Below are 350 nucleotides of genomic sequence, written 5' to 3'. Positions count from 1 at the left end.
TGGACAAATAGTTTCGAGCGGTTTTTTCGTAACGGGTTGCGATACGCCGATTTCCTTTAAGAAAACCGAAACAACGTTCGACAACATTACGGTCACGATAAGCCTGCTCATCAAATTGTGTGCGACCATCAGTACTGCCTTTTTCATTGATTTTATACGGAATAATGCTCTTTATCCGCAACTTACGCAGATAACCGCGGAGTTTTCCGCCCGAATAGCCTTTATCTGCCAGCACCGCTTTGCCGCGCCGTTTCATGAAACCATTTTTGCGCTGTATACCAATGCCGTCGAGCAAAGGGATGGCGGATCGACTTTCGTGGGCTTGCCCCGCCGTCAAAAGCAGGTTGAGG

The 350-nt window shown here is 48.3% G+C and carries 1 protein-coding gene; it reads right to left on the bottom strand.

Going from position 1 to position 350, the window contains the following annotated elements:
• The coding region (locus NXS07_RS20985) for a transposase (RefSeq protein ID WP_258087629.1) at positions 1 to 350 on the bottom strand (350 nt) is incomplete at both ends.

It is taken from the genome of Xenorhabdus bovienii (assembly GCF_024721015.1).
GTDB lineage: Bacteria > Pseudomonadota > Gammaproteobacteria > Enterobacterales > Enterobacteriaceae > Xenorhabdus > Xenorhabdus bovienii.
Note: the sequence above shows the minus strand (reverse complement) of the source record. Positions and strands in the feature narration are given on the sequence as shown.